The 18,097-nt window shown below is 58.1% G+C and carries 15 protein-coding genes; 14 read left to right on the forward strand and 1 reads right to left on the reverse strand.

Going from position 1 to position 18,097, the window contains the following annotated elements; translation table 11 throughout:
* Positions 1-15: 15 nt before the first annotated feature.
* The 9 genes from murD (at position 16) to lpxC (ending at position 10,542) form a co-directional block, all read left to right on the forward strand.
* Positions 16-1,374, forward strand: coding sequence for a UDP-N-acetylmuramoyl-L-alanine--D-glutamate ligase (gene murD, locus E5Q11_RS16370; protein ID WP_135804527.1), 1,359 nt, complete (start codon positions 16-18; stop codon positions 1,372-1,374).
* A complete protein-coding gene (ftsW, locus tag E5Q11_RS16375) occupies positions 1,371-2,573 on the forward strand; it encodes a putative lipid II flippase FtsW (RefSeq protein WP_135804528.1) in 1,203 nt (400 codons plus the stop codon). Before murD ends, ftsW begins: the two co-directional genes overlap by 4 nt.
* Positions 2,566-3,651, forward strand: coding sequence for an undecaprenyldiphospho-muramoylpentapeptide beta-N-acetylglucosaminyltransferase (murG, locus tag E5Q11_RS16380; RefSeq protein WP_135804529.1), 1,086 nt, complete (start codon positions 2,566-2,568; stop codon positions 3,649-3,651). The genes ftsW and murG overlap by 8 nt, the downstream gene beginning before the upstream one ends.
* Positions 3,644-5,089, forward strand: a complete 1,446-nt coding sequence (gene murC / locus E5Q11_RS16385) for a UDP-N-acetylmuramate--L-alanine ligase (protein ID WP_135804530.1) — start codon at positions 3,644-3,646, stop codon at positions 5,087-5,089. Before murG ends, murC begins: the two co-directional genes overlap by 8 nt.
* Positions 5,082-6,074 (forward strand): D-alanine--D-alanine ligase, encoded by a 993-nt coding sequence (locus E5Q11_RS16390; RefSeq protein WP_135804531.1) that lies wholly within the window; start codon positions 5,082-5,084, stop codon positions 6,072-6,074. The genes murC and E5Q11_RS16390 overlap by 8 nt, the downstream gene beginning before the upstream one ends.
* Positions 6,067-6,906: a cell division protein FtsQ/DivIB gene (locus E5Q11_RS16395; RefSeq protein WP_135804532.1), complete on the forward strand. Its 840-nt coding sequence runs from the start codon at positions 6,067-6,069 to the stop codon at positions 6,904-6,906. The genes E5Q11_RS16390 and E5Q11_RS16395 overlap by 8 nt, the downstream gene beginning before the upstream one ends.
* 36 nt (positions 6,907-6,942) lie before the next feature.
* Complete coding sequence (ftsA, locus tag E5Q11_RS16400; RefSeq protein WP_135804533.1) at positions 6,943-8,178, forward strand: cell division protein FtsA; 1,236 nt, start codon at positions 6,943-6,945, stop codon at positions 8,176-8,178.
* Between the two features lie 95 nt (positions 8,179-8,273).
* Complete coding sequence (gene ftsZ / locus E5Q11_RS16405; RefSeq protein WP_135804534.1) at positions 8,274-9,431, forward strand: cell division protein FtsZ; 1,158 nt, start codon at positions 8,274-8,276, stop codon at positions 9,429-9,431.
* A gap of 196 nt (positions 9,432-9,627) precedes the next feature.
* Positions 9,628-10,542: a UDP-3-O-acyl-N-acetylglucosamine deacetylase gene (gene lpxC, locus E5Q11_RS16410; protein ID WP_135804535.1), complete on the forward strand. Its 915-nt coding sequence runs from the start codon at positions 9,628-9,630 to the stop codon at positions 10,540-10,542.
* An 11-nt stretch (positions 10,543-10,553) separates the two neighbouring features.
* On the opposite strand, the gene E5Q11_RS16415 is transcribed toward lpxC, so the two are convergent.
* Complete coding sequence (locus E5Q11_RS16415; protein ID WP_135804536.1) at positions 10,554-11,000, reverse strand: DciA family protein; 447 nt, start codon at positions 10,998-11,000, stop codon at positions 10,554-10,556.
* A gap of 312 nt (positions 11,001-11,312) precedes the next feature.
* On the opposite strand from E5Q11_RS16415, the gene E5Q11_RS16420 reads away from it, so the two are divergent.
* The 5 genes from E5Q11_RS16420 to moaC all read left to right on the forward strand — a co-directional run bounded on the left by E5Q11_RS16420 (position 11,313) and on the right by moaC (position 18,012).
* Positions 11,313-12,248, forward strand: coding sequence for a M23 family metallopeptidase (locus E5Q11_RS16420; RefSeq protein WP_404802779.1), 936 nt, complete (start codon positions 11,313-11,315; stop codon positions 12,246-12,248).
* A 153-nt stretch (positions 12,249-12,401) separates the two neighbouring features.
* Positions 12,402-15,164, forward strand: coding sequence for a preprotein translocase subunit SecA (gene secA, locus E5Q11_RS16425; RefSeq protein WP_135804538.1), 2,763 nt, complete (start codon positions 12,402-12,404; stop codon positions 15,162-15,164).
* 120 nt (positions 15,165-15,284) lie between these two features.
* Positions 15,285-16,502 (forward strand): bifunctional glutamate N-acetyltransferase/amino-acid acetyltransferase ArgJ, encoded by a 1,218-nt coding sequence (gene argJ, locus E5Q11_RS16430; protein ID WP_135804539.1) that lies wholly within the window; start codon positions 15,285-15,287, stop codon positions 16,500-16,502.
* A 14-nt stretch (positions 16,503-16,516) separates the two neighbouring features.
* Complete coding sequence (locus E5Q11_RS16435; RefSeq protein ID WP_135804540.1) at positions 16,517-17,470, forward strand: Nudix family hydrolase; 954 nt, start codon at positions 16,517-16,519, stop codon at positions 17,468-17,470.
* 53 nt (positions 17,471-17,523) lie between these two features.
* A complete protein-coding gene (gene moaC, locus E5Q11_RS16440; RefSeq protein ID WP_135804541.1) occupies positions 17,524-18,012 on the forward strand; it encodes a cyclic pyranopterin monophosphate synthase MoaC in 489 nt (162 codons plus the stop codon).
* Positions 18,013-18,097: the final 85 nt, after the last annotated feature.

Consider the following 18,097-nt stretch of genomic DNA (forward strand, 5'->3'; position numbering starts at 1 on the left):
GGAATCGCAATCGCCATGGGTTTGATCGCTTCAGATCGTAGAACGCTGGTTGTAGGGCTCGGTAACACCGGGCTTTCCTGCGTTCGCTATCTGTGTGAACAGGGGCGGGAACTGGCCGTTGCTGACAATCGGTCGGAGCCGCCTGGACTGAAGGAGCTGCGTGCGCAGTATCCGGATGTGCCCGTGTATCTTGGCGAATTCGACCCCGACACCTTCTCCGGCTTTAACGAACTGGTGGTCAGCCCTGGCGTCAGCATTGCCGAGCCTGCCATTCGTGCCGCTGTGGACAAGGGCGCATTGGTCCGAGGGGATATCGACCTGTTCGCGGAAGCGGCAGACGCGCCGATTATTGCGATTACCGGTTCCAACGGTAAAACCACGGTGACCACGCTGGTGGGCGAGATGGCGAAGGCGGCTGGCCGCAAAGTGGCTGTCGGCGGCAACATCGGTACGCCGGCGCTGGAACTGTTGGGCAAGGGCGCCGAGCTTTACGTGCTGGAACTGTCCAGCTTCCAGTTGGAAACCACTCACGAGCTGAACGCTCTGGCGGCCACGGTTCTGAACGTGTCCGACGACCACATGGACCGTTATGCCACCAAGATGGATTACTTCCAGGCCAAGCAGCGGATCTTCAACGGCTGCCAGAACGCCATCGTCAACCTGGATGATGCCCTAAGCACGCCCATGGCAAGGGATAGCCTGCGATTCCTGTGCTTCGGTTTTCATCGGGTCAACCCGGAAACTTTCAGCACCCGCGATGATGAGCAGGGCACCTGGATCACCTTCGGCTTCGATAATCTGCTGCTGGCGGATGAGTTCGGGCTGCTTGGGCGTCACAACATCAGCAACGTAATGGCGGCGTTGGCACTCGGCCATGCCGCCGGTCTGCCAATGGATGTGATGCTGGAAACCGCTAGAAACTTCAAGGGCCTGCCGCACCGTTGTGAGTGGGTTCGCCGGGTTAATGACATCGACTACATCAATGATTCCAAGGGCACCAACGTGGGCGCGACCGCAGCCGCCATTGAAAGTCTGGTGCCAAAAAACGGAAAGATCGTGCTGATTGCCGGCGGCGATGGCAAGGGTGCTGATTTCTCCCCCCTGGCGGAACCGGTGGCCAGGCACTGTCGGTCAGCCATTCTGATTGGCAAGGATGCCGGGCGCATTGCCGACGCGCTGGGCAAATTTGCCACTATTGTTCGGAAAGATTCCCTGGCGGACGCCGTCGCCACGGCCGCCAATACCGCTTTGCCTGGTGACCGGGTACTGCTGTCGCCGGCTTGCGCAAGTTTTGACATGTTCCGCGATTACACGGATCGCGGCGATCAGTTCCGGAGACTGGTTAGCGAACTGGCAGAGGGGGCGGTGCAATGAGTGCTGGTATGACCCTCAGCCACAGAGCCAGTGTTTTCAGTGATCTGCGCCCACTGCCGATGCTGATCATCAGTTCTGCCGCGTTGCTGGTTCTGGGTATCGTGATGATCTCATCAGCGTCCATGGACATAGCCGCCGAAACCGTGGGCAACAGCTACCACTATGTGATCCGGCAGCTTATTTTCGCCGGCATTGGTTGCGTGTTTGCGCTGGTGGCGGTGAATGTTCCCATTTCATGGTGGGAGCGCAGCGGCTGGCTGCTTCTGGGTATTGGCATGCTGTCACTGCTGCTGGTGTTGACGCCACTCGGGCATACGGTGAATGGCTCGACGCGCTGGATTCCTTTCGGCCTGTTCAATGTTCAGGTCTCGGAAATCGCCAAGCTCTGCCTGATTGCCTACCTGGCGGGCTATGTCGTGCGCCGCCGTGATGAATTGCTGAACACCTGGGCTGGTTTCCTGAAACCAATAGCCGTGCTTGGACTGGCGTCGGTGTTGCTCGTGATTGAGCCGGACTTTGGCGCCACCGTGGTGCTGGTTGCAGCGGCGGCCGGGATGATCTTCCTCAGCGGGGTCAGGCTCAGCCGGTTCATGCCATTGATTGGTGTTCTGGTGGTGCTGGGTGCCGCCCTGATTCTGACCCAGCCCTATCGCCTCAAACGGGTTGTCAGCTATCTGGACCCCTGGAAAGACCAGTTTGATTCAGGCTACCAGTTGACCCAGTCCCTGATCGCTTTTGGTCGCGGCGACTGGGCCGGAACCGGCCTGGGCAACTCGGTGCAAAAGCTGTTTTACCTGCCGGAAGCCCACACCGACTTCATTTTTGCCATCATCGCAGAAGAGTTCGGCTTGCTGGGTTCGCTGCTGGTGCTCGCACTCTTTACTGTCCTTGTGGTTTCCGGCTTTGTGATTGCCCGCAAGGCCGAAAAAGCGGACATGCCGTTTGCCGCCTGTTTCGCCTACGGCATCACCCTGCTGATTGGGCTACAGGCAAGTATCAATATGTCCGTGAGCACAGGACTGCTGCCTACCAAGGGGCTGACCCTGCCACTGGTGAGCTACGGCGGCTCCAGCCTGATGATCACGGCCGTGTGCATCGGTGTGCTTATTCGTGTCGACATGGAACGGGTCGACCGGGAGAACTCCGGCAAAGCTTCAGAGCCTGCGGCGAAACCTCGCGGAGGTGCCTCCTATGACTGATGAGAGGCGCTTTCTGATGATGGCAGGCGGCACCGGCGGTCATGTATTCCCGGCGCTTGCAACCGCTCGCATGCTGCAGAGCAAGGGACATGAGGTTTTCTGGCTGGGTTCCGCAGGGGGCATGGAAGAGCGCCTGATCTCCGAAACCGATATTCCACTTGCGGTCATTCAGGTCTCTGGCCTGCGTGGCAAGGGCAAACTGGCGCTGCTGTTGGCTCCCTTCAGATTGATGCGTGCCCTCGGCCAGGCCTTCCAGGAAATTCGCCGTATTCGGCCCCAGTGCGTGGTTGGCATGGGCGGTTTTGTTACCGGGCCCGGTGGCGTTGCTGCCTGGCTGACCAAGACCCCGTTGGTGATACATGAACAGAATGCCATCGCCGGCATGACCAACCGCCTGCTGGTGCGTTTCGCCCACACTGTGCTGGAGGCCTTCCCGGGTAGCTATGGCCAGAACGTGGTGACCCGCTGCACCGGCAACCCGGTGCGGCAGGATCTGGCGGCCTTGCCGTTACCGGCGGATCGGCTGGCGGGGCGCTCCGGAGCTCTGCGGTTGCTGGTTGTGGGTGGCAGCCTGGGCGCCCAGGTATTCAACCAGATGGTGCCTCAGGCCCTGGCGCTAATGCCGGACACTGACCGGCCGACCGTACGGCATCAGTGCGGTGAAAAGAATCTGGATGCAGCAAAAGCGTCTTACCAGGCGCAAAAGGTAGAAGCTGATGTTCAGCCTTTTATCAAAGATATGGCCGAAGCTTATGAATGGGCGGACATCGTGGTTTGTCGAGCCGGTGCCCTCACGGTCTCAGAGCTTTGCGTGGCAGGCACCGGCGCGATACTGGTGCCTTTCCCCCATGCCGTAGACGACCACCAGACCCAGAACGCCCAGCAGATGGTGAAAGCGGGCGGTGCCATTCTGATTCCGCAGCCGAAGCTGACCGCGGAATCCCTGGCGCAGACCCTGACCGGGCTGGCCCAGGACCGAAACCGAATTCTTGAGATGGCGACAGCGGCGAAAACGCTGGCTCGCCCGGACGCGACGGAGAGAGTTGTGAATTACTGTCTGGAGGCTGCCAATGGCTGAGCCAACGAATCCACCGCTGGTGTACCAGGTGCCTGAGATGCGGCGCATACGTAACATCCATTTCGTCGGCATCGGCGGCGCTGGCATGAGCGGTATTGCCGAAGTTCTGAAGAACCAGGGCTACGACGTATCCGGCTCCGATATCCGCGAGAGCGTCGTGACTGACCGGCTGACTGCCATGGGTGTGACTGTCTTTATCGGCCACCGGGAAGAAAACAGTGCCACTGCCGATGTGGTGGTTGTGTCCACAGCGGTCGGCGGCGAGAACCCGGAAGTGGCCGCGGCCCGAAGCCGGCGTGTGCCGATCGTACCCAGGGCGGAAATGCTGGCGGAAATCATGCGCTATCGCCACGGTATTGCTGTGGCTGGTACTCACGGGAAAACCACCACCACCAGCCTGATTGCCTCAATCCTTGGGGAAGCCGGCCTTGACCCGACCTTTGTCATTGGCGGCAAGCTGAACAGTGCCGGCACTAATGCACAGCTAGGCGGCTCACGCTACCTGGTGGCCGAGGCGGATGAAAGTGATGCGTCCTTCCTGCACCTGACGCCGGTGATCTCGGTGGTGACCAATATCGAAGCGGACCACATGGACACCTATGGCGGTGACCTTGGCCGTCTCAAACAGACCTTCGTGGATTTCCTGCACAACCTGCCGTTCTACGGCGTGGCTGTCATGTGTGTGGATGACGACTATGTGCAGGAGATCATTCCGCGTATCTCCAGAGCGATCATTACCTATGGAATTGACAACCCTGAGGCTGATTATCGCGCCGAGGAAATCGTTTCTGACGGCCTTCGTACCCGCTTTGTAGTCCGCCGCCCTGGCGGGCGCAGCGACCTTCAGGTGGAACTGAAAATGCCCGGCCGGCACAACGTGCTGAACGCGCTGGCCGCCATTGCCGTGGCGACCGATGAAGGCGTGGATGACGAGGCCATATGTCGCGGCCTGGCAGGTTTTGCCGGCGTGGGCCGCCGCTTCCAGGTTTACGGGGATTACCAGACCCGCAAGGGTATGGTCACTCTGGTGGACGATTACGGCCATCACCCCACCGAGGTCGAAGCGGTCATTCGTGCCGCCCGGGATGCCTGGCCGGATCGCCGGCTGGTGATGCTGTATCAGCCGCATCGTTTCTCGCGAACCCGCGACCTGTACGAAGATTTCGTAAGGGTGCTTTCGGAAGTGGACACCCTGTTACTGATGGACGTCTACTCCGCCGGTGAGCCAGCGATTCCAGGCGCTGACAGCCGCGCCCTGTGCCGCAGTATTCGTCAGCGAGGCAACATCGAACCCATCTTTGTGGAAGAAAACAGTGAAATTGAGCACTTGCTTGGCAACGCCCTGCAGGACGGCGATCTGCTGATTACGCAGGGCGCCGGCGACATTGGCGGCGTTGCCGCGCGGCTTGGCGCAGCGGGGGTGATTTCAGATGAGTGATACCCATCGTATGGACATTCCAGCCTACCAGGCGGACCCGTCCACTGTACGCGCACTCGGACGGGTGGCGGTCTTTATGGGGGGCGACTCCGCTGAACGGGCCGTGTCCCTGAAAAGCGGGCAAGCGGTTCTCTCGGCGCTGCTCTCTGCTGGCGTCGACGCCTATGGAGTTGACGTCCAGGGCTGCCTGCTCAGAACCGTTGATGCCCCGGAATTTGATCGGGTATTCATTGCGCTTCACGGTCGTGGCGGCGAAGACGGCACGCTACAGGCGATTCTGTCCCAGGCGGGCATTCCCTTTACCGGCAGCGAGATGATGGCGTCGGCCCTGGCGATGGACAAGCTACGCACCAAGTACGTGCTGGAAGGATGCAATCTGCCTACACCAAGGTTCAGCGCCATGGCATCGGAAGCCGATGCTGACCGGATTCTGCTGAACTTGCGGCTGCCCCTGAGCGTCAAGCCTTCTCACGAAGGCTCGAGCATTGGTATCCGAAAAGTGAAAAACCGGGATGAGCTGATCTCTGCCTACAGGGAAGCGGCGGCTCTGGACCCACTGGTTCTGGTGGAGGAGTGGATCGAGGGCCCGGAATTTACCGTCAGCCTGTTGCAGGACAGGGCGTTGCCGGCCATTGGCCTGAGCACCGACCACGTGTTCTATGACTATGACGCCAAGTATCTGACCGACGACACCCGTTACCAGATTCCCTGTGGCCTGGACGCTGACGCGGAGCTGCGCCTGCAGAACCTCGCGCTTGAAGCCTTTCGCGTTCTTGGCTGTCGCACCTGGGGCCGGGTGGACATCATGCAGGATGGGTCTGGTGATTTCTGGCTGTTGGAAGTCAACACCGTGCCGGGTATGACCGATCACAGCCTGGTGCCCATGGCGGCCAAAGCCGCGGGTATCAGCTTTGAAGAGCTGGTGGTGCGGATACTGGAAGACACCCTTGAAAGCGGGAATCCAGGGGAGACGGTGAATGCTTGAGCGGATCCTGATCAGAAGCCAGCCGGTACCGTCAGATCCCCCCAAACGGCGGGGAGCGACGACCCTTGATACCGAGCCGGGCAGGCTGCGGTTGTTGGGCGCGATACTGTCGGCGGTTCCCTGGGGTCAGGTAGTGATTGGTGCAGGCATTGTAATGCTGGCAGCGCTGGTGCCCTGGGGTACCGGCCAGGTTTTGGGTGCCATGGACCGACAGGTAATGGCCATCGATATTACCGGCGAACTGGTGGGTGAAAGTCGCGTTGCACTGGAGCGCGCCGCCGGGCAATGGGTCGGCCGCAGTTTCTTTGCCACCGACCTGTCGGATGTGAAAGACAGGCTTGAGCAGCGCCCCTGGGTTGAATCAGCGGCGGTAAAACGGGTCTGGCCGGACCGGCTGGCCATCGAGATTCGCGAGAAAAAGCCCCTGGCGTACTGGAGTGACGGGCGCCTGGTCAGCCGTTCTGGTGAGGTGTTTGCGCCGCCCAACCCCGAAGTAGCGGGCCGGTTGCCTTTGCTTTCCGGGCCGGATGAGCGGGTGATGGATGTCATCCGGATGGCCCGAACCATGTCCGACACCCTGACAGAAAACGGTCTCGGTTTCGCGGGCCTGAGCCTGGAACAACGCGGCGCCTGGACTCTGACCCTGGCGAACGGCATTGAAGTAGTGCTGGGGCGGGATCAGGTCACCGAGCGCTTCGACCGGTTTGTGACCGTTTACCAGGAGCGCCTGGTTTCGCGGGCGAATGAAGTAAAGCGAGTAGACGCCCGATACAGCAACGGCGTGGCAGTGAAATGGAAGGCAGAAGCAGCGCCCTCCGGAAAAAACACATGAAAACGATAAATTCAGACCTACGGTTTGGTGGTACGCATGTCATCGGTTGAAACGGAAAACATGATTGTCGGCCTCGATATCGGAACCTCGAAAGTGGTTGCGATTGTTGGCAAGCGCAAAATGGATGGGACCATCGAAGTGGTGGGCATCGGGTCACACCCGTCCCGCGGGCTTAAACGCGGAGTGGTTGTGAATATCGAGACCACGGTGCAGGCCATACAGCGAGCGGTGGAAGAAGCCGAGCTGATGGCCGGATGCCGGATTCACTCGGTTTATGCCGGCATCGCGGGCAGCCATATCAAAAGCCTGAATTCTCACGGGATTGTGGCGATTCGCGACCGGGAAGTAACCCAGGCGGATATCGACCGGGTTATTGATGCCGCGCAGGCGGTCGCGATACCGGCGGATCAGAAGATTCTGCACATTCTGCCCCAGGAGTTCGTGATTGACAGCCAGGAAGGCATCAAGGAGCCCATGGGCATGTCTGGCGTTCGCCTGGAGGCCAAGGTGCATCTGGTGACCTGTGCGGTGAATGCGGCCCAGAACATTGAAAAATGTGTGAAGCGCTGTGGCCTGGAAGTGGACGACATCATTCTGGAGCAGCTGGCGTCCAGCCACGCCATCCTGACCGAAGATGAAAAAGAGCTCGGTGTCTGCGTGGTGGATATCGGCGGTGGCACCACGGATATCGCGGTCTTCACCGGCGGTGCCATCCGTCACACCTCAGTGATTCCGATTGCCGGTGACCAGGTGACCAATGACATCGCCATGGCCCTGCGCACACCCACCCAGAACGCTGAAGAAATCAAGATCAAGTACGCCTGTGCCCTGACGCAGCTGGCCGGCGCGGACGAAACCATCAAGGTGCCCAGTGTGGGTGACCGGGCGCCCCGGGATCTTTCCCGTCAGGCCCTGGCTGAAGTGGTGGAACCGCGGTACGAAGAGCTGTTCACCCTGGTGCAGTCAGAATTGCGCCGTTCGGGATTCGAAGACCTGATCCCGGCTGGCGTCGTGATTACGGGCGGTTCCTCCACCATGGAAGGTGTGGTGGAACTGGCCGAGGAAATCTTCCACATGCCGGTAAGGCTTGCCTGTCCGCAGGCGGTGTCCGGCATGACGGAAGTGGTCAACAACCCGATTTACGCCACCGGCGTGGGACTGTTGATCCATGGCTTCCGCCAGATGGATCTTGGCCGGGCGCCGGCAATGAAGGGCGAGGATGCGCCCTCGTTGTTTGAACGCATGAAGAGCTGGTTTACCGGTCATTTCTGACGGTTGCCTTAATAGAAAAATGAAGGTTCTCGAAGATCAAAATCTCGAAAATCGGTTTCAAAGAAAACCGATAAACCGCACGAAGGAGTAGGGGAATGTTTGAACTCGTCGATAATGTCCAGCAGAGCGCTGTCATTAAAGTAGTAGGGGTTGGCGGTGGTGGCGGCAATGCCGTTCGTCACATGCTCAACAGTGATATCGAAGGTGTGGATTTCATCTGCGCCAATACAGATGCCCAGGCGCTGACCGATCTTGACGCCCGTCAGATCATCCAGTTGGGCGGCAACATCACCAAGGGCCTTGGTGCGGGTGCCAACCCGGAAGTCGGACGTCAGTCCGCTTTGGAAGACCGTGACCGGATTGCCGAAGCACTGAAAGGCGCTGATATGGTGTTTATCACCGCCGGTATGGGCGGTGGCACTGGTACCGGTGCTGCACCCGTGGTGGCCGAAGTTGCCCGCGAAATGGGTATTCTGACGGTGGCTGTGGTTACCAAGCCTTTCATGTTCGAGGGCGGTAAGCGTATGAGCGTTGCCGAAGCCGGCCTGCGCGAGCTTGAAGAAACCGTTGACTCGCTGATTACCATCCCCAACGAGAAGCTGCTTGCGGTGATGGGAAAGAAAACCAGCCTGCTGGATGCCTTTGGCTCAGCCAACGACGTGCTCCTTGGCGCGGTTCAGGGTATCGCCGACCTGATTACTCGCAATGGCATGATCAACGTCGACTTTGCCGACGTGAAAACCGTCATGTCCGAGATGGGTAACGCGATGATGGGTACCGCCCGTGCCACCGGTGAAAACCGTGCCCGGGAAGCGGCAGAAGCGGCGGTTCGCAGCCCGCTGCTGGAAGACATCAACCTGCAGGGTGCGAAGGGTATTCTGGTGAATATCACCGCAGGTATGGACCTCAACCTGGGTGAATTCTCCGAGGTTGGCGACATTGTGCGTGAATTCGCATCTGACTCGGCCACCGTTGTTGTGGGTACCGTTATTGATCCTGAAATGACCGACGAGCTGAAGGTAACCGTGGTTGCCACCGGCCTGGGCGGTGATCGTGAGAAGCCCACCAAGGTGGTGGACAACTCCCGGACCCTGGATGGCACCACCGATTACAACCAGCTGGATCGCCCGGCAGTACTGCGTCGTCGTGCAGTGTCACACGGCAATGTGGCGATTGATCATAGCAAGGATAACGAGGAACAGGGTGTCGACTATCTCGATATTCCCGCATTCCTTCGTCGCCAGGCCGATTGATAGAATCTTGCAATAGAAAGATAAAGTGAATCCAATTCTCTTAAATGACGTATGCAAGCTAATGATTGGTGGTTGAGTACCAGGGCCAAGTTTTTCCTGAAAATTGGTTAAATGGTATTCATTCTGGTTTTCTGATATTCTCCGGGCAGATTTTTGCCCAGATTTTATCGCCTTTTTGTGACGGAAATATGTACCGATGATCAGACAACGGACACTCAAAAACACCATCCGCGCCACCGGTGTCGGGCTTCACTCAGGGGAAAAAGTTTACCTGACCCTGAAACCTGCACCTGTGGAAACCGGAATTGTTTTTCGCCGCACCGACCTCGACCCGGTTGTCGAGATTCAGGCCCGAGCTGAAAACGTGGGTGAGACCATGCTTTCGACGACACTGCTCAAAGACGGTGTCCGGGTGGCAACAGTGGAGCATTTGTTGTCAGCCATGGCTGGTCTCGGGATTGATAACTGCTACGTGGAACTGAGCGCAGCAGAAGTGCCCATCATGGACGGCTCTGCCGGTCCTTTTGTGTTTCTTCTGCAGTCAGCGGGTATTGCTGAGCAGGATGCGGCCAAGAAGTTCATCCGAATCAAGCGTGAAGTGACTGTAGAAGAAGATGGCAAGATGGCAACCCTGCTGCCTTTCGAGGGCTTCAAGGTAAGTTTTGGCATAGACTTTGACCACCCGGTGTTCAAGGGACGTGCGCAGACAGCAACCGTCGACTTCTCGAGCACGTCGTTTGTGAAAGAAGTCAGTCGCGCCCGTACCTTCGGCTTCATGCGCGATATCGAGCAACTGCGCGCCATGAATCTGGCACTGGGCGGCAGCGTTGATAACGCCATCGTGGTAGACGACTACAAGATCCTGAATGAGGATGGTCTTCGCTACGAAGATGAATTCGTCAAGCACAAGGTACTGGACGCTATCGGCGATCTTTATCAGCTGGGCAACAGCCTGATTGGCGAATTCCGTGGCATCAAGTCCGGTCACGACCTGAACAACAAGCTCTTGCGCAAGCTCAGGGCTGAAGAGGATGCGTGGGAAGTGGTAACCTTTGACGACGAGGCCGCTGCTCCGATTTCCTACATGAAACCTGTGCTCGCGGCGGGCTAAAGCCGGATGCTTTAGTCCCTGACGTGACTTGCGAGTTTTTCGAGAACCTCGCGCAATTGCTTGTCCTTCGTGTGCCCGGCTTCTTCTCTAAGGAGCCGGGCATTTTCGTTACTGAGCGGTGTCATTTTTCGGGCAGGTCTTTCATTAGAACGGGTCGGCTGGACTTTCACTTTCAGTTTCCAGACGAATCTGAACAGCTCGTATTCGCGTACGGACTCCATAACTTCGTGTTGGCGAAAGCGGATCTGGCTGGCCTTGGTTGCCGTATCGGTCGCGATCACTAGCTCGCCGTCTTTGCAGCTTACGAACCGGCTGCCATTGACCAGGCTGTCTGGAAGCGAGGCGATGACCTGTTGTTCGGCCTCTGCGTGCAGCCTTGCTTTTGCCATCAGGTCGCGCAGGTTTGATGCACGGCTGAAGCTGTCAGGGGTTAATTGAAGGTCGCTCTTTTTCTTCATGTCAATCCGTAAATCTCGACGACAAGGGTAACGATTGGTTACACTTCGGCACGGTTAAACAGCGAAGCCTGTATTACACTCGTTTTACATTGTCCGGCGGGTGTAGTCTACGGGCGGCTGCTACTTCAATTGAACGTAGTCGTTGCAAAGGATGGCACGCGCGTTTTCGGACGCGGTCACTGCTGCCCATGATTGAGTTTTCGGAGAGGAACTCCGCAATCTGGCGAAGGATGCTTACGCAGGGCCGGTCAGATAACTCAGGGCGCAACACTACAGGAAAGGGTTGCGTTCTCAATGGCATCAGATGAATCTATGAACATTATTCTTGTTGGCAGGCGCCACGGGAAATCTCGCGCAGTGCCTATCAACCGGCCAATTGCCTTCGGCCTGTTGTTTTTTGCCCTGGCATCCCTGGCAGTCGCCGCCTGGTCCGGTTATCGGCTTGCGCTGAGCGAAGTAAAAGCCGAACCGCCCCAGGAATCCGAACTGGTTGCCCAGTGGCAAACGAAACTGGACGCTCAAAAAGCAGAGCTGGCTCAGGTGCGAGCCAACGTACGCCAACAGGTGGATGCCCTCACCCTTCGTCTGGGCGAGATGCAGGGTCGTCTGCTGCGCCTTGATGCGCTGGGCCAGCGATTTGTCGAGACCGGCGTGGTCGCCAGCGATGAGTTCGATTTCAGCCAGCCTGCGGCCGTGGGTGGGCCGGAAGACGGTGTCAGCGGTGATTCTTACACGGCGCCGCAGTTGACTGACATGATAGACAGCCTGGCCCGCCGTATCGAAGATCGCGAGCATCAGCTGCGAATGCTGGATATCGTGTCCTCCCAGAAAAAACTCGAAGATGAACTTTATGTCGAAGGCCGCCCTATCACCTGGGGGTGGTTATCGTCCAAATACGGCTATCGCTCTGATCCCTTTACCGGCAAACGTACCTGGCACGATGGCGTAGATCTCGCTGGCCGCGAAGGAAGCGATATCATCTCGGTGGCTGCGGGTGTTGTTACCTTTGCCGGCGAGCGCTACGGATACGGCAATCTGGTTGAGGTCGATCACGGTGACGGGCTGGTCACACGCTATGCTCACGCCAAAACCATCAAGGCCAGGGTGGGCGACGTAGTGCAGAAAGGCCAGGTTCTTGCGGCCATGGGCAGCACTGGCCGCTCGACCGGGCCCCACGTTCACTTCGAAGTCCTGGAAAACGGTAAATTCAAGAATCCGGAAACCTATATCAGCCGCGCCAGCCGCTGATCTTCCAATCCTCACGGGGCCGCAGTGCCCCGCTGCATTCACCTGTTTCAGCGCGTTGAGTCTACCGGGGCTTCTGTGAGGTCCATCTTTTGTACTCTCGTGAAATAAGGTTAGAATGCCGCTTCCTCCGATAAATCAAAGAAGCAGTGGTCTATGTTCACGAAGCTTGCAACAAAGATGTTTGGCAGTAAGAACGCCAGGGAAATCAAGCGTATGCGCAAAACGGTTATGCGCATTAACGAACTTGAAGAGCAGTATGGCAATCTGTCCGACACCGAACTGCAAGGAAAGACCGCGGAATTCCGGCGCCGGTACGAAGAAGGTGAAACCCTTGACCAGCTTCTGCCGGAGGCCTTTGCCACCGCCAGAGAGGGCAGCCGCCGTGTTATGGGCATGCGCCACTACGATGTGCAGATGATCGGTGGTATTACGCTTCACGAAGGCCGCATTGCAGAAATGAAAACCGGTGAAGGTAAAACCCTGGTGGCAACGCTGGCGGTCTATCTGAACGCCCTGACCGGAAAGGGTGTTCACCTGGTCACGGTCAACGACTACCTGGCACGCCGCGACGCCGAATGGATGGGTAAGCTCTATCGCTTTCTTGGCCTTCAGGTGGGCGTCGTTGCCGCCGGCCAGCCCAGGGAAGAGAAGCGCGCTGCCTACCAGGCCGATATCACCTACGGCACCAACAATGAGTTTGGCTTCGACTATCTGCGCGACAACATGGCGTTCAGCACCGAAGACAAGGTTCAGCGGACCCTGCATTTTGCCATTGTCGACGAAGTGGATTCCATTCTGATCGACGAAGCACGAACGCCGCTGATCATTTCCGGCGCGGCTGAAGACAGCTCAAAGCTGTATCGCGCCATCAACGAGCTGGTGCCTAAGCTTAAGCAGGGCGAAGTCAGCGAGGAAACCGAGGGTGAGCCTGAGGGCGACTTCACCATCGATGAGAAATCCCGCCAGGCTGAACTGACAGAAGCTGGCCACGAGCACGTCGAGGAATTGCTGCGTAGCATGGAGCTGCTGCGCGACGGCGAGAGCCTGTATTCCGCAGCCAACCTCAGCCTGCTGCATCACGTTCACTCAGCCTTGCGCGCCCACCACCTGTTCCAGAAGGATGTGGATTATATCGTTCAGGGCGACCAGGTGGTGATCGTCGATGAGCACACCGGCCGTACCATGCCAGGCCGTCGCTGGAGCGAAGGCCTGCATCAGGCCATTGAAGCCAAAGAGGGTGTGCGTATCCAGGCCGAGAGCCAGACCCTGGCCTCAACCACCTTCCAGAATTACTTCCGCCTTTACGACAAGCTGGCGGGTATGACCGGTACTGCGGACACCGAAGCTTTCGAATTCCGCCAGATTTACGGCCTGGACGTGGTGGTGATACCGCCCAACAAGCCGATCCAGCGTATCGACTACAACGACCTGATCTATCTCACACAGGAAGAAAAGTTCCACGCCATCATTGATGAGATCAAGGACGTTACGGCGGAAGGTCGTCCGATTCTGGTGGGTACGGCGTCCATCGAGGCGTCCGAATTGCTGTCCATGCTGCTGAAAAAAGCGCGAATTGAGCACAAGATCCTCAATGCCAAGCAGCACGAAAGCGAGGCCCACATCATCGCCCAGGCCGGTCGTCCTGGCGCGGTCACTATAGCTACCAACATGGCGGGTCGTGGTACCGACATTGTATTGGGCGGTAACTGGGAATTCGAAGTCGCCGGAATGGAAAACCCCTCAGAAGAAGAGGTTGCCCGCATCAAGGCGGAATGGACCGAGCGCCACAATCAGGTGCTGGAGGCCGGCGGCCTGCACATAATCGGCACCGAGCGCCACGAATCCCGACGTATTGATAACCAGCTGCGTGGTCGTGCCGGTCGTCAGGGCGACCCGGGTTCCTCGCGGTTCTTCCTGTCACTGGAAGATAACCTGATGCGTATCTTTGCGCCGGATCGGGTCAAGAGCCTGATGCAGGCAATGGGTATGAAGAAGGGCGAGGCCATAGAGCACCGCATGGTGACCAATGCCATCGAGAAGTCCCAGCGCAAGGTGGAAGGCCGCAACTTTGATATGCGGAAAACCCTGCTGGAATATGACGACGTGGCCAACGACCAGCGCTCGGTCATCTACGATCAGCGTAACGAGGTAATGGGTTCTGAAGACGTTTCCGACATGGTGAAAACCATTCGTGAAGACGTGGTTGATCAGTTGGTCAGCGAGTTCATTCCGCCACAGAGCATGCCTGAGCAGTGGGATGTGCAGGGGCTGGAGAATCAGCTGCAGTCAGAGCTGGCCATTGATCTGCCTGTCCAGCAGTGGCTCGATGAAGACTCCAAGCTTTACGAAGAGAGTCTGCGCCAGCGTATTCTGGACGCCGTGGTTGCGGAATATGACGCCAAAGAAGAGCTGGCGGGCACCGAACCCATGCGCAAGTTCGAGAAGCAGGTGTTCCTGCAGGTTCTGGATACCCTCTGGAAAGAACACCTGTCCAACATGGACCATCTGCGCCGGGGTATCCACCTGCGTGGCTATGCCCAGAAGAACCCGAAGCAGGAATACAAGCGCGAGGCGTTCAACCTGTTTGAAACCATGCTCGATACCATGAAACGGGATGTGGTTCGGGTCATTTCCCGGGTCAAGGTCCAGAGCCGTGAAGAGATGGAAGAGGTCGAACGCCGTCGTAAGGAAGAGCTGGAACGCGAGCTGGCCCAGGCCAGGCTGCGCCATGATGAAACCAGTGCGGCTGCCGCCGCTGACGGAGAAGGCGCCCAGGGCGGTTCCGGTCAGGCCTCTCCTCAAGGTCAGGCTACCCCTGAGACCTTTGTCCGCGAGGGCCGCAAGGTGGGCCGGAACGAGCCTTGCCCCTGCGGCTCCGGCAAGAAATACAAGCAGTGTCATGGCAAGGTTAACTGATCGGAACCGGTCCTCAGTGATCTGACCCAAGGCGATAAGGGCCCGCATCTGATTCAGTCAGGTTGCGGGTTTTTCGTTTCTGACTTTTTGCATCATTTGCGCATGAACAGGAGAACAGGCATGGCAGTTGGCCCCGGAACCTTACCCCGGCTTTTTCCGGTCAAGGGTGTTAAAACAGGCATTGCCAGCGCTGGCGTTAAAAAGCCGGGCAAGAAAGACCTGGTGGTTTTTGAGCTGGCGTCCGGCAGCCATGTTGCCGGCATATTCACCAGAAACCGGTTCTGCGCCGCGCCCGTTCACATTGCCCGCCGTCACCTGTCCACTGGTGAGCCGCGCTACCTGTTGATCAATACCGGAAATGCCAATGCCGGCACCGGCGAACGCGGAATGGCTGACGCCATGGCCTGCTGCAACGCGCTTGCGGAGAAAGCTGGAGTCAGCCCGGAGACGGTGTTGCCCTTTTCCACCGGTGTGATCGGAGAGCCTCTTCCTGCAGACAGAATTATCGAGGCCTTGCCAGAGCTTCTGGCCGGGACGGACGAGGATCGCTGGGCTGAGGCGGCTGCCGGCATCATGACCACGGATACGCGGCCCAAGGGTTCATCACGTCAGGTCCGATTGGGTGAGCATATTGTGACCATTTCCGGAATCAGCAAGGGTGCCGGTATGATCAGGCCTAACATGGCCACCATGCTGGGCTTTATTGCTACCGACGCCAGTCTGGACCCGGCACTACTCTCGCAATGGTCGGCGGAGCTGGGCGAGCACTCGTTCAACCGCATTACCATTGATGGCGATACCTCTACCAACGATGCCTGCATGCTGATGGCTACGGGCCAGTACGGGGGTCCGGAAATCACCGCAGACAGCCCTGAGGCGGCTGAACTGAAAACGGCGTTGCAGGAAGTGTATCTGGAACTTGCACACGCCATTGTGCGTGACGGAGAGGGCGCTACCAAGTTTGTCACCATTGAGGTAAGCGAGGCTGCATCGGTGCAGGAGGCACTGGATGTTGCCTACACCGTGGCGCATTCGCCCCTGGTCAAAACCGCACTGTTTGCATCTGACCCGAACTGGGGTCGTATTCTGGCGGCGGTCGGGCGCGCCGGCGTTGAAGGGCTGGACCTTCAGGCCCTGGAAATCCATCTGGGCGATGTCTGTCTGGTTCGTGACGGCGGACGCGCCGACGATTACAGCGAAGCGCGTGGCAAAGCCGTCATGAGCCGGGAAGAGATCACCATCCACATAAATCTCAGGCGGGGTCAGGTTTTTGAGCGGGTCTGGACCTGCGATTTCTCTCACGATTACGTCACGATCAACGCAGAATACCGAACCTGAGTACGCAGCAGACAATGTCCGCAACCATGATTCATGTTGCCGTCGGTGTGATTCGCCGCAACGGCCGGGTGTTGATTGCCCGCCGCCCGGATCACCTTCACCAGGGTGGTCTTCTTGAATTTCCAGGGGGCAAGGTAGAACCGGGTGAGTCCGTGCAGGCTGCCCTGGTGCGTGAAATCCGTGAAGAAACCGGACTTGGCATTGTCGGGTCAGAACTTCGCCCTCTGATTGGTATTCGCCACGATTACGGCGATAAATGCGTGTTTCTGGATGTCTGGGAAACGTTTATAAGCGAGGGCGAGCCCGAGGGCCGGGAAGGTCAGCTTGTTGAGTGGCGAGAACCTTCAAAGCTGGTAGATCGGGATTTCCCTGCCGCAAACCGGCCAATCATCCGGGCACTGAACCTGCCACGCCGCTACGCCATCACCGGCAAAGCGCACAGCCCTGCCGACTATCTCAAGGTGCTGAAAAAATCGCTTCCGGTCAGTGGTGACCGGCTCTGTCTGCTTCGGGCGCCGGAGCTCAGTCATGAGCAATACCAGCAATTTGTGGCGGAATCTGTCAGGCCGGATGACTGGAATCGGGGTGTGCAGTGGATGCTTCATGGCGATGAATCCTGGCTGCAGGCTTTCCCAGACTCGGCGGGGCTTCATATGCCCTGGCGGGAGGCGCAGAAGCACCGGGCTAGGCCGGTGGATGATCGTTATCTGCTGGCGGTTTCCTGCCACAATGAACAGGAAATTCGGCACGCGATCAGAATCGGCGCTGACTTCATTACACTTGGGCCGGTCAAGTCCACGGATTCGCATCCTGATACTGAACCTATGGGGCCTGAAACCTTCCGCCAGATGGTTGCCGGGGCACCGGTGGTGGTTTTCGGCCTGGGCGGCCTGGGGGCAGAGGATCAAAATGAAATAGTGGCCTGCGGCGCACAGGGTATCGCCGGTATCAGTTATTGGTGGCGATGATTCGGTGCCTGGACCTATCCCGGTGCGCCAAACAATTACTTGGGGAAAGCAATATGAGCAAATTGACACATCTGGACGACAAGGGCGAAGCCCGCATGGTCGACGTCGGTGCCAAATCGGTCACGGAACGCGAAGCCAGGGCCGAGGGTGTGATTCGGATGTCACCGAATACCCTATCGATGATCATTGAGGGCGAACACCCGAAAGGGGATGTACTGGCGGTCGCGCGGGTGGCTGGCATCATGGCGGCAAAGAAGACTCATGATTTGATTCCGCTTTGCCACTCGCTGAATCTGTCGTCGGTAAAGGTAGAACTGACCCCCGGAGATGACAATCAGTCCATAAACGTCCATGCCCGCTGCAAGCTGTCTGGCCAGACCGGCGTTGAGATGGAAGCGCTGACAGCCGTCAGTGTCGCGGCTCTTACGCTTTATGATATGTGCAAGGCGGTAGATCGGGGCATGATCATTGATGGAATACGGCTGCTGGAGAAAAAGGGCGGGCGCAGCGGACACTGGTCTGCTTCTGAATCACCTTCGTAATTCTGACTGTTAACAACATCAGAGGAGAGGGTAGTGCAGAGACTACGCCAGAAGGATGGCCCCGTGATAGAATGCGCGGCCCGTT

This window comes from Marinobacter confluentis (assembly GCF_004785685.1).
Taxonomy (GTDB): Bacteria; Pseudomonadota; Gammaproteobacteria; order Pseudomonadales; family Oleiphilaceae; genus Marinobacter; species Marinobacter confluentis.

Excerpts from the sequence above, each read along its gene's own strand:
- murD (WP_135804527.1), top strand. The coding sequence starts at position 16 with ATGGGTTTGATCGCTTCAGATCGTAGAACGCTGGTTGTAGGGCTCGGT.
- ftsW (WP_135804528.1), top strand. The coding sequence starts at position 1,371 with ATGAGTGCTGGTATGACCCTCAGCCACAGAGCCAGTGTTTTCAGTGAT.
- murG (WP_135804529.1), top strand. The coding sequence starts at position 2,566 with ATGACTGATGAGAGGCGCTTTCTGATGATGGCAGGCGGCACCGGCGGT.
- murC (WP_135804530.1), top strand. The coding sequence starts at position 3,644 with ATGGCTGAGCCAACGAATCCACCGCTGGTGTACCAGGTGCCTGAGATG.
- E5Q11_RS16390 (WP_135804531.1), top strand. The coding sequence starts at position 5,082 with ATGAGTGATACCCATCGTATGGACATTCCAGCCTACCAGGCGGACCCG.
- E5Q11_RS16395 (WP_135804532.1), top strand. The coding sequence starts at position 6,067 with ATGCTTGAGCGGATCCTGATCAGAAGCCAGCCGGTACCGTCAGATCCC.
- ftsA (WP_135804533.1), top strand. The coding sequence starts at position 6,943 with ATGTCATCGGTTGAAACGGAAAACATGATTGTCGGCCTCGATATCGGA.
- ftsZ (WP_135804534.1), top strand. The coding sequence starts at position 8,274 with ATGTTTGAACTCGTCGATAATGTCCAGCAGAGCGCTGTCATTAAAGTA.
- lpxC (WP_135804535.1), top strand. The coding sequence starts at position 9,628 with ATGATCAGACAACGGACACTCAAAAACACCATCCGCGCCACCGGTGTC.
- E5Q11_RS16415 (WP_135804536.1), bottom strand. The coding sequence starts at position 11,000 with ATGAAGAAAAAGAGCGACCTTCAATTAACCCCTGACAGCTTCAGCCGT.
- E5Q11_RS16420 (WP_404802779.1), top strand. The coding sequence starts at position 11,313 with ATGAACATTATTCTTGTTGGCAGGCGCCACGGGAAATCTCGCGCAGTG.
- secA (WP_135804538.1), top strand. The coding sequence starts at position 12,402 with ATGTTCACGAAGCTTGCAACAAAGATGTTTGGCAGTAAGAACGCCAGG.
- argJ (WP_135804539.1), top strand. The coding sequence starts at position 15,285 with ATGGCAGTTGGCCCCGGAACCTTACCCCGGCTTTTTCCGGTCAAGGGT.
- E5Q11_RS16435 (WP_135804540.1), top strand. The coding sequence starts at position 16,517 with ATGTCCGCAACCATGATTCATGTTGCCGTCGGTGTGATTCGCCGCAAC.
- moaC (WP_135804541.1), top strand. The coding sequence starts at position 17,524 with ATGAGCAAATTGACACATCTGGACGACAAGGGCGAAGCCCGCATGGTC.